9 protein-coding genes and 1 pseudogene are annotated in these 10,234 nt (G+C 53.7%); 5 read left to right on the top strand and 5 right to left on the bottom strand.

The genetic code is table 11. The features are described 5' to 3' along the window. Window positions 1–429, top strand: a pseudogene (locus R5H23_RS15365) (hypothetical protein); the annotation flags it as partial. 75 nt (window positions 430–504) lie between these two features. Here the strand turns inward: R5H23_RS15365 and moaB are convergent. The 5 genes from moaB to R5H23_RS15340 all read right to left on the bottom strand — a co-directional run bounded on the left by moaB (window position 505) and on the right by R5H23_RS15340 (window position 6,589). Next, window positions 505–1,008, bottom strand: coding sequence for a molybdenum cofactor biosynthesis protein B (moaB, locus tag R5H23_RS15360; protein ID WP_063904080.1), 504 nt, complete (start codon window positions 1,006–1,008; stop codon window positions 505–507). An 18-nt stretch (window positions 1,009–1,026) separates the two neighbouring features. After that, on the bottom strand, window positions 1,027–3,045 hold the full coding sequence (locus R5H23_RS15355) for a S46 family peptidase (protein ID WP_317215947.1): 2,019 nt from the start codon (window positions 3,043–3,045) through the stop codon (window positions 1,027–1,029). 442 nt (window positions 3,046–3,487) lie between these two features. After that, complete coding sequence (thrS, locus tag R5H23_RS15350) at window positions 3,488–5,305, bottom strand: threonine--tRNA ligase (protein WP_408870733.1); 1,818 nt, start codon at window positions 5,303–5,305, stop codon at window positions 3,488–3,490. Between the two features lie 91 nt (window positions 5,306–5,396). Further along, a complete protein-coding gene (locus tag R5H23_RS15345; protein ID WP_232309385.1) occupies window positions 5,397–5,879 on the bottom strand; it encodes a Fur family transcriptional regulator in 483 nt (160 codons plus the stop codon). An 11-nt stretch (window positions 5,880–5,890) separates the two neighbouring features. Continuing rightward, window positions 5,891–6,589: a DUF1826 domain-containing protein gene (locus R5H23_RS15340; protein WP_082872685.1), complete on the bottom strand. Its 699-nt coding sequence runs from the start codon at window positions 6,587–6,589 to the stop codon at window positions 5,891–5,893. 82 nt (window positions 6,590–6,671) lie between these two features. Here R5H23_RS15340 and folE point away from each other — a divergent pair, with 82 nt between their 5' ends. The 4 genes from folE to R5H23_RS15320 are packed head-to-tail and all read left to right on the top strand — an operon-like array spanning window position 6,672 to window position 10,232. Continuing rightward, window positions 6,672–7,283: a GTP cyclohydrolase I FolE gene (gene folE, locus R5H23_RS15335; protein WP_063904076.1), complete on the top strand. Its 612-nt coding sequence runs from the start codon at window positions 6,672–6,674 to the stop codon at window positions 7,281–7,283. After that, entirely contained in the window at window positions 7,283–7,789 is a 507-nt protein-coding gene (gene hisI / locus R5H23_RS15330; protein ID WP_152334214.1) for a phosphoribosyl-AMP cyclohydrolase, read from the top strand. The genes folE and hisI overlap by 1 nt, the downstream gene beginning before the upstream one ends. A gap of 13 nt (window positions 7,790–7,802) precedes the next feature. Further along, on the top strand, window positions 7,803–9,032 hold the full coding sequence (zigA, locus tag R5H23_RS15325; RefSeq protein ID WP_063904074.1) for a zinc metallochaperone GTPase ZigA: 1,230 nt from the start codon (window positions 7,803–7,805) through the stop codon (window positions 9,030–9,032). A 36-nt stretch (window positions 9,033–9,068) separates the two neighbouring features. Then, a complete protein-coding gene (locus tag R5H23_RS15320; protein WP_063904073.1) occupies window positions 9,069–10,232 on the top strand; it encodes an S-(hydroxymethyl)glutathione dehydrogenase/class III alcohol dehydrogenase in 1,164 nt (387 codons plus the stop codon). Window positions 10,233–10,234: the final 2 nt, after the last annotated feature.

Raw genomic sequence — 10,234 nt, 5'->3', positions numbered from 1 at the left:
TACCGGTTCATCCGGAAATGGAAAACAACGCATGCCGCCGCCAGTGATGGCGCGCGATTGAGAGAGGGGCAGCTGGATAAAGCCAACGAAGACTTCATGGAAAAGCAGGGTTTTGTCTCAAAGGTTCACAGAAAAAAGCCGCATCTCAAGCCTATGCCCCAACATATCCAGAAATCGAATGCTGGAAAGTCGGTCATCCGCTCGCGTGTCGAACATGCCTTTGCCGGTCAGAAATCGCAAATGGCTCTGTTCGTCCGAACTATCGGTATCACCCGGGACACCATGAGGATCGGCCTGGCCAATATCGTCTACAATATGCGCCGTTTTCTCTTACTCGAAAGATCCGAGCGCGAGTGTGTAGTCATCCAGAGGGGGACAACATTCCATCTGCTCAAAATACAGATCAAAAGCGCCCACGAAAACCGTTAATCAGCACGCCCAAGGCACCAAATCAAAACCATGGACATCAATTAACGGCTTTTCGATCCTCCCACATAATTTTTCTCATATCCTTGAAATAATATCGACAAAATTACACGGCTTATGATTGCTATTTAGCTGGTTTTTTAAAATATCATCCCACCCATCTTTCACTGCACCTGGTGATCCGGGAAGAGCAAATAGTAATTTCCCACGGGAAACTCCCGCCATTGCTCTCGATTGTATTGTAGAGGTCCCTATCTTTTTATAAGACAACATTCGAAACAGCTCTCCGAAACCGGGAATGCATTTGTCTATGACGAGATTGAATGCTTCTGGAGTGACATCTCGTTTGGTTAATCCAGTTCCTCCTGTAGTAATTATGACATCAACATCCTTATTATCGATCATGACATTGAGAGCATCAGTAATCTTATCGATGTCATCTATTTCAATGGACCTATCCACAAGAACATGCCCTGCTTCTGTGACTCTGTCGGCCAATATCATACCGGAAATATCGGTTTCTAAATTCCGACTATCCGAAATGGTGAGAATTGCAATCCGAACGGGTATAGAGTTGTTCAAGTTATTATCTTTCTACTTTTATTCCGGACGCGACTTTAGCTTCCCCGACTCAAGTTCATCCGCAAGAGCATCAGCGTGATACACTGTCCTCAACGCAGCCATGATGGCACTTGTATCCGTGGAAACAGCACGATTGCGCTCGATGTCGTAATAAAGATCGCCCGCCAGGCTATCGAGGTTACCGTCAAAAATCAGGCCAACGACATCGCCTTGACGGTTAATAACAGGGGAGCCTGAATTGCCGCCGACAATGTCATTGGTCGACACATAATCAAGCTTCGTAGAGAGGTTTAGATGTGGCTTCGCATCCAACCAGACTTGCGGCAGACGGAACGGATCACTGCCCGTTGCATGTTTGTACATCCCTGCAAAATCCGTGAAGGGTGCAATGGCCTTTGCGCCATCCTGGAAGCCTTTAACCGTGCCGTAAGACAGTCGCGGCGAGAACGTGGCATCCGGATAAAGTGTATCAGCCTTTCCTTTTGCCTGAGCACGCGCGAACTGGGCCCGTGCAATCGTACCCTGGGCTTCGTGCATCGGTGCTTCAATCTGGTCACGGCTGCGATTGCGGATCGTGTCCAGAACCGGCTGTAAGTGACGTGCCAGAACGATCATTGGATCTTTGGATGCTTCAATGGCCTTGACGCCACCTTTGTAAAGCGCAAGACGCTCTGCGGGATCCGCCAGTTTCGTGCCCTGTATCAGTTCTACGGCGCGCTCATCCGGGCTTTTTGTTCCCAGAATCAGATGGACCGCTGCATCATCCTCCCCCAGTATCTGGCGCATGGTCGTCATACCTAACGCCAAAGTCGTAGTTTCCAATTCAGTATGCACCGGCACTTTCGCAGCGATCTCGGTTTCAAGTGCGGCTAATTCCGCATCATGGTAACCGGCCCGACGCTCTGTATCTGGCTTCTTTCGTTCATGCGCCGCTGACACCAGCATAACAGCGTCTCCCAGCAGACCATGAACTGTGCGTGTTATGGCAAAATCATGCACATAATACTGACGCTGCACAGCAAGAGCGGCTTCCACTTTTTTGTACGGATCACCATAAGTCTTGCGACGTTCTGCATCTGCGTCAATCCACGCTTGTAGGGCTTGATCTTCCGCCTCGCGCTTTTCTATCACTTCAGGTTCGCGCAAAGCCTTTGCTGTACCAGACAGAGATTTCAGTGCGTTCTGAACACCGAAAAGCGTATTTTGTGCGTCAATTAGGTGGGTCTTGCTTTCTCTGGAATACTGCCACAGCGCTCCTTCAAGGGTCGAATAAGCGGCAATAATGGTTGGCAGGCTGACATCTCGTTGAAATGTCAAGACGCTGGCCGGAAGCGAGCGTTGTGTGCGTCCTGGGTTTCCGGATGTGAAGACCAGATCACCAGCCTTGGGGCCCTTTGGATCGAATTTAAAAAACGGCGTATGAACCGGCTTGCCGTCTTCAAACACCCGCAGCATCGATAGATCAATATCATAACGCGGGAATGTAAAGTTATCGGGATCACCACCAAAGAATGCTATATCCTGATCGGGCGCCATCACGAGACGTACATCCTGATAACGGCGGTAACGATAAAGCGCCGTCTGTCCACCATGATAGAGTGTCACGACATCGCAACGCCAGTGTGAGGCATCACCCAGCGCGCATTCCTTGGTCAGGACACTATTGGCAACCTGCAAAGCTTTGCCATATTCCGCACCATGTTTTCCTGCGGTCATTTCTGCGACACGACCCGTTACATCTTTCACCTGATCCAGACGATCCAGTTCCATCCCCGGACACTGAGGCTCTTTTGAGACCTCTCGAGCCGAGAAACCATCATGGAAATAATCGTGATTTTTGTCAGACAGATCCGTGAGACACGTATTGGCACAATGATGATTTGTCATCACCAAACCATCACCTGATACGAACGAGGCAGAGCAGCCTTCCGCCAAGCGTGCCGAAGACTGAATGACATGGTTAATCCATTCGACAGAGGGTTCAAACCCATATTGCTGCTTCATCTGCCGAATAGGCAAATGATCAAACGTCCACATGCCTTCTTCAGCCTGAGCAGATCCAATAAACGCAGGAATAATTGCAAACAAAATTGATTTTTTTCTCATAAATAAACCCGAATTAAGAACCTTAAAGATACGGAAAATAACTTTACTTGACGTTTTACATTGTAATAATTCCCGTTCCTTGTTTAACGAATTTTAGTATGTTAACTCGCGTCGAAACACTTTATTTTCGGTGGCTATCATTACGTTATAACATCACAAATAACCCGACATCGCAATATTCGTCAAGCATAAGACTAACGTATTCGATCCCGGACTTAAGTTGCGTAGAAATAATCAATAGCCTCTGTGTATATATTGGGATTTCGCAATAGATATCGGTGCGAAGTTAGAAATGTAGAAATTATTATAAATATTATTCGTATAATAATTTATCCCGATGATATCTCACAACCAAATAAATCGTGTCGATAAGCTAAAAGACTTGTGCCAAACGAGACTCCGATGCTTTGGCGATTAAATTGATAGCGGATTCCATGTCCAACATTGGTGTTTCTGATCTTCCATATTCCCGGATAGACACGGTGCCTGCCTGTGCTTCCTTCTTCCCGACGATCAGCAACATGGGTACTTTCGCGAGGCTGTGTTCGCGGATTTTGTAAGCGATTTTTTCATTGCGCAAATCGGGCTCTGCTCGGACTCCACGTTGGCGGAGAGCTTTAATCAGATCGGCTGCGTAATCGTCTGCAGCGCCGGTGATTGTTGCCACCACGATCTGAATGGGTGCAAGCCAGAAAGGCAGGTGGCCGGCATGGTGTTCAAGGAGAATGCCGATGAAGCGTTCCAGCGAACCGAACAGCGCGCGGTGCAGCATGACGGGCGAATGTTTTTCTCCATCCGCGCCAATATAATGCGCGTCCAGACGCTGAGGCAGATTGAGATCGACCTGAACGGTACCGCACTGCCAGTCCCGGCCGATTGCATCACGTAGTACGAACTCCAGCTTGGGACCGTAAAAGGCGCCTTCTCCTCGATTGCGTGTATAGGAGAGACCTGAAGCTTCGACCCCGCGCTGTAACGCTTCTTCCGAGCGATCCCAGATCTCGTCCGATCCAATACGTTTTTCAGGCCGGTCGGAGAATTTGATACGGACGTCATTGAAACCAAAAGTCTTATAGATCGAAAGCACGAGATGACAGATGCGCTGCGTCTCGGCCTCCATCTGTTCCGGTGTACAGAAAATATGTGCGTCATCCTGCGTGAATGCACGTACGCGCATCAGGCCATGCAGCGCTCCTGACGGTTCAAAGCGATGGACTTTGCCGAATTCAGCCATCCGCAAGGGCAGGTCGCGATAGCTCTTCAGGCCTTGGCGGAAAACCTGCACACCACCGGGGCAATTCATAGGCTTGAGGGCGTAGGTACGGCCTTCGGTTTCGGTGGTGAACATGTTCTCCCCGAATTTTTCCCAATGGCCAGAGGCCTGCCAGAGCGACAGATCCATGATGTCGGGCGTATTGATCTCCACATAGTTCTCGGCCTTCTGACGTTCGCGCAGATAAGCGAGCAGGGTCTGGAACAGTGTCCAGCCGTTCGGATGCCAGAACACCGCGCCTGGAGCTTCGGCCTGGAAATGGAACAGATCCATCTCGCGGCCGAGACGACGATGATCACGCCGTGCTGCTGCTTCCTGACGCTGCTCCCACACGGCGAGTTCGTCGGCATCACGACAGGCCGTTCCGTGAATCCTCTGCAGCATTGGATTGCTTCGATCACCTTTCCAGTAGGCACCAGCCGTACCGAGAAGTCGAAAGGCGTGTCCGATCTGTCCTGTGCTGACGAGATGTGGCCCTCGGCAGAGATCGACGAAGTCGCCTTGTCGATAAAAGCTCAGGGTGGCATCAGCAGGCAGGGACATGATGATCTCGGCCTTGTAGGGCTGTCCATTCTCCCGGCACCAGGCAAGTGCTCTCTCGCGATCCCACTCCTCCCGGATGATCGGCTCGTCCCGGTCGACGATCTCGTGCATCCGTGCGTGGATCCGAGCGATGTCATCATCTGTGAAAGCGTGCTCAGCTGCGAAATCGTAGAAAAATCCCTGTTCCGTGGCGGGCCCTGTCGCAAGCGCGGTGCCAGGAAACAACTCACTGACGGCTTGTGCCAGAACATGGGCCGTGTCGTGACGGATCAGGGAAAGCGCATCGGCGTCCGACCGGAAAACGGGTTCAGAAGGTCGGTCACCAGTTGTGGAGGAAAGATCGCTGATAATGCCGTTCACACGGCAGGCGAGCATATCCTTTGGTGGGTGGGATGAAGGACGGGAAGAGATGGTGGTCGGTAACATGAGAGAGCCTTAACGGAGAAGAGCGGCGAGGGGCCGCGGTTCATTTGGGCGCGCGTGTCGGAAGCTTGTGCTTTTGTTGTGTCGGCAAGAAAGACGGGCAGACGCTGCATCGTGCGCAGACGCCCTGAACTTCGATGACCCGATGCCGGACCTGAAATCCAAGGGTCTCGGCCGCAGCGTCGATCAATTGACAGGATAGCGTATTTTCCACCGCTTGCGCGGCACCACATCGATCGCAGATACAGTAGACGAGGTGAGAGGGATCGTTTGCCCAGATCCGCACGAAGGCATTTCGACTTTCGAGCCGTCCCACTAACCCGCTGGCAATCAGCTTTCCGAGAGCCCGGTAAATTGTAGTCGGAGCAATCCGCGGGCAATTCGAATGACTGACACACCGTAGGATGTCGTAAGCCGAAAGTGGGACGTTTGCCTTCGTCAGCACGTCGAGTACATCATTCCGTAAAGACGTGGTCCGCCTTTTGAAGGCATCGCAACCTTGACGTGCGTCGCGAGACGGCGGCATGACACGCTCTATCATCGGGAAATTGTATCCATCACGAGGACCGGCCCAGGCCTTGCACCGTTTGCGATATTTGCCGGGAGACGATGAAGGCATCCGAGTTTGCCTTCAGCCGCCCCTTTAATGAACGCTACTGCGAACGGTGTCAGGGTACTGACAATACCACTCTTTGGATTTTGGCTGCCGCACCACTCTGGTCCGGCGCTTCCATAGGCGCAGATCAGCCGAAGTGCATCGGGGGGCAACTCGAACGCAGTCTCCCCACGGGATGGCGTTATTAGCTGGATGTGCTGCCGGACGCCTCCTGTCAGCGCACCGAACAGTGCGGACAAGTCCCTGACATCAGTCAGGATGAGGGGAGACCAGTCCTGATGTAAAGCCGGGTTTGCAAGGGAATCTGCGATTTCCGAAGGTGTGCCGGCGAAAGTGAGAGCAGATGGGACTTGTGAGCAGTTTGTGAGAGTTCCTTCCCATGTTGCCGGAATCCGGCGCCCCCACACGACCATATCGACATCCGGTCGCTGCAGATCCATCACGACTGTCGCGTGGGCACAGGCGACCACATGCGGTGCAAGACGGCCCATCCTGCTGTTTTCCGCTGGGTCGATCGTTGGTGCGGGCCAGCTCTCCATGAACAGCACGGCGCCGAGGCTTTCTTGCGGTGCGGGTACGGTCATATCCGATGAGACGGCATGTTGCTGTGAGGGAGGCATGGTTCCCGAGCTTGACGATGAGTGGCGAAGGCTCTTATGGTTACGTTATAACATAACATAGTCAATAGCAGATGAACCCTCCATGGACACACTGATGGACATTCCACGACAAGTGAGAACCCGGCCGACCCGGGCTCAGGCGGAGGAGGCGGTGCGAACCCTGCTCGCCTGGACCGGTGATGATCCTGATCGCGAGGGGCTTGTCGGCACGCCTGACCGCGTGGTGCGGGCCTATGAGGAGTTTTTCGAGGGATATCAGGACGATCCGGTCGCTCTTCTGGAGCGGACCTTCGAGGAGAGCGGTAACTACAACGAGATGGTGGTGCTACGCGATATCCGTCTGGAATCCCATTGCGAGCATCATATCATTCCGCTGATCGGTAAGGCGCATGTGGCGTATCTGCCCGATAGGCGGGTGGTTGGCATTAGTAAGCTGGCGCGTCTCGTGGACGTCTTCGCTCATCGTCTACAGATCCAGGAAAAACTGACGGCCCAGATCGCGGATACAATCCAGAGCGTGCTTCAACCACGGGGCGTCGCGGTCGTGATCGACGCGGCTCATCAGTGCATGACCACACGCGGAGTACATAAGCCGGGTGTGAGCATGGTCACCAGCCGCCTGCTGGGCGAGTTCGAGACGTCGGAACCCTTGCGTCGCCAGTTCTTCGCTATGGCGGGAATGGGAGGCATGTGATGGGCACAACTGTATCTTCTGTGTCAACGGCGTTTGGGTCGCGCGTCTCAATTGAGCAGGTTGAGGAGGGGAGTGATCTCGCCCCACGTTTCGACGCCAGCGGACTGCTGACCGTGGTCACAACGGACGCAGAAAGCGGTGATGTCATGATGGTGGGCGTCATGAACGCAGAGGCGCTCGCACGCACAATCGCAACCCGTGAGGCGCATTACTGGAGCCGGAGCCGTCAGTGTCTCTGGCGAAAGGGCGCCACGAGCGGGCTGATCCAGCATGTCCTCGAAATGCGGATCGACGACGATCAGGACGCGATCTGGCTGCGCGTTCACACGGCGGGCACAGGAGCGAACTGCCATGTGGGTTATCGAAGCTGTTTTTATCGGCGTGTTGATCTCACTTCTGAGGAAGGCATTCCGTCATCATCGGCAGCACTCCTCTTTTGCGAAACGCACAAAATATTCGATCCGCTCGCCGTCTATGGCGACGCCCCAAACCCTACAAGGCTTTAGAGGAAAAATCCCCATGGATGACCAACTTCCCGTTACCGTGCTGTCCGGCTTTCTTGGCGCGGGAAAGACGACCTTGCTCAATCACGTACTGAATAACCGCCAGGGCTATAAGGTCGCGGTCATTGTGAATGATATGAGCGAGGTCAACATTGACGCCGCTCTGGTGCGCGAGGGCGGCAGCAATCTGTCGCGTACCGATGAAAAGCTGGTTGAAATGACCAATGGCTGCATTTGCTGCACGCTCCGCGACGATTTGTTGCAGGAAGTACGGAGGCTCGCAGAGGAGCGGAAATTCGATTATCTGCTCATTGAATCTACAGGCATTGCGGAACCGCTGCCCGTAGCCGCAACGTTTGAGTTTCGTGACGAGAGTGGCGTCAGCCTGAGCGATATCGCACGGCTGGATACGATGGTGACGGTCGTTGATGCGGTCAATCTCCTGCGCGATTATTCTTCCAGCGATTTCCTGAAGGATCGGGGTGAAACGGCCGGGGAGGACGACGAGCGTGCCCTGGTCGATCTGCTCGTCCAGCAGATCGAGTTTGCGGATGTCGTGGTGATCAACAAAGTCTCCACCGCTACATCGGATCAGGTTGATGCGGCGAGGCAGATCATTCGTGCGTTGAATTCGGACGCTGATATCATCGAGACCGACATGGGGTCTGTTCCTGTTGAGCGGATCCTGAATACAGGCCGTTTCGATTACGACAAGGCACATCAGCATCCGTTGTGGTTCAAGGAACTTTACGGCTTTTCCAGCCATGTTCCTGAAACAGACGAATATGGCATCCGTAATTTTGTCTATCGTGCGCGCCGTCCGTTCCAACCAGCGAAATTCCAGGCCTTCCTTGATCGGAGCTGGCCTGGCGTCGTACGCGCCAAGGGCCATTTCTGGTTAGCTACGCGCCCGGACTGGGTAGGTGAAATGAGTCAGGCTGGAGCCCTGGTGCGAAGCGAGGCGATGGGGCTGTGGTGGGCCGCGATTCCGAAAAATCAGTGGCCGGATACTGATCAGTGGCGCGACTTCGTATTGGGAAACTGGGATCCGGTCTTCGGCGACCGTCGTCAGGAAATCGTCTTCATCGGCAATGGAGATATGGATGAATCCGGACTTCGGCAGGAACTTGATGCCTGTCTTGTTCCAGATCTCGGAGACACCCCTTTTGAGCCGTCACGCTATGCACGCCTCCCTGATCCCTTTCCGCTTTGGCGTCGCCAGTCGGAAAGCCTTGAGTTGGCCTGAACGAATTACCACACGCTATTATTGAGGAATATTTTCATGAAAACCCGAGCTGCAATTGCGTGGGAACCTAACATGCCGCTTGAGATCGATCTGGTTGATCTCGAAGGCCCGAAAGACGGCGAGGTTCTGGTCCGTATCGTGACCACGAGCCTGTGTCATACGGATATGTTTACCCTGTCGGGACATGATCCGGAAGGACGTTTTCCATGTATTCTTGGTCACGAGGGGGTGGGGATCGTCGAGGATGTGGGTAAAGGTGTTACCTCTGTCGCTCCGGGTGATCATGTCATTCCGCTCTATATTCCCGAAGACCCGAACTGCCCGATGATCCGTTCGGGCAAAACCAATCTCTGCTCGACTATCCGCGAGACACAGGCGCTCGGTCTGATGCCAGACGGCACCAGCCGTTTTTCATATAAGGGCCGCCAGATCTTTCATTACATGGGCACCAGCACGTTCAGCGAGTACACCGTGCTGCCCGAAATTGCCGTGGCGAAGATCACCAAAGAGGCGCCGCTTGCGAAAGCCAGCGTCATGGGGTGCGCCGTCCCGACAGGTATGGGAGCCGTGCGGAACGCCGCGAAAGTGGAAGCGGGATCGACTGTGGCCGTCTTTGGTCTCGGTGCGATCGGCATGGCCGTCATTCAGGGGGCTGTCATGGCCGGTGCTGCAAGGATCATCGGCATCGACACCAATCCGGCGAAGTTCCTGCTGGCCCGAAATCTGGGGGCGACCGATCTCGTCAATCCGACCGATCATACCGATCCAATCCAGAAAGTTATCGTGGAGATGACGGGTGGCGGCGTGGATTATTCCTTTGAGGCGATCGGTCGGGTCGATGTCATGCGAGCGGCCCTTGAGTGTTGCCATAAAGGCTGGGGTGAATGCACAGTCATCGGTGTCGCTGGGGCTGGCGAGGAGATCTCGACGCGGCCTTTCCAGCTGATCACGGGACGGGTCTGGCGGGGCACGGCCTTTGGGGGGGTAAAAGGGCGTTCGCAGTTACCCGGTATGGTCGATGAATGGCTAGCGGGGAAGTTCAGCGTTGACCCTTACATCACCCACAACATGACTCATGATCGGATCAATACGGCATTTGACCTTCTGCATCGGGGAGAGGCCATTCGTTCTGTCATGCACTATCAGCCAGGCGAAACCCTGTCGAATAACCTGCCCGGCAAAATTCTGACCGATCTTTAAGG

Origin of the sequence: Gluconobacter sp. GP1 (genome assembly GCF_032913585.1) — a bacterium.
Classification (GTDB): domain Bacteria; phylum Pseudomonadota; class Alphaproteobacteria; order Acetobacterales; family Acetobacteraceae; genus Gluconobacter; species Gluconobacter cerinus.
This window is presented reverse-complemented; position numbering and strand designations above follow the sequence as displayed.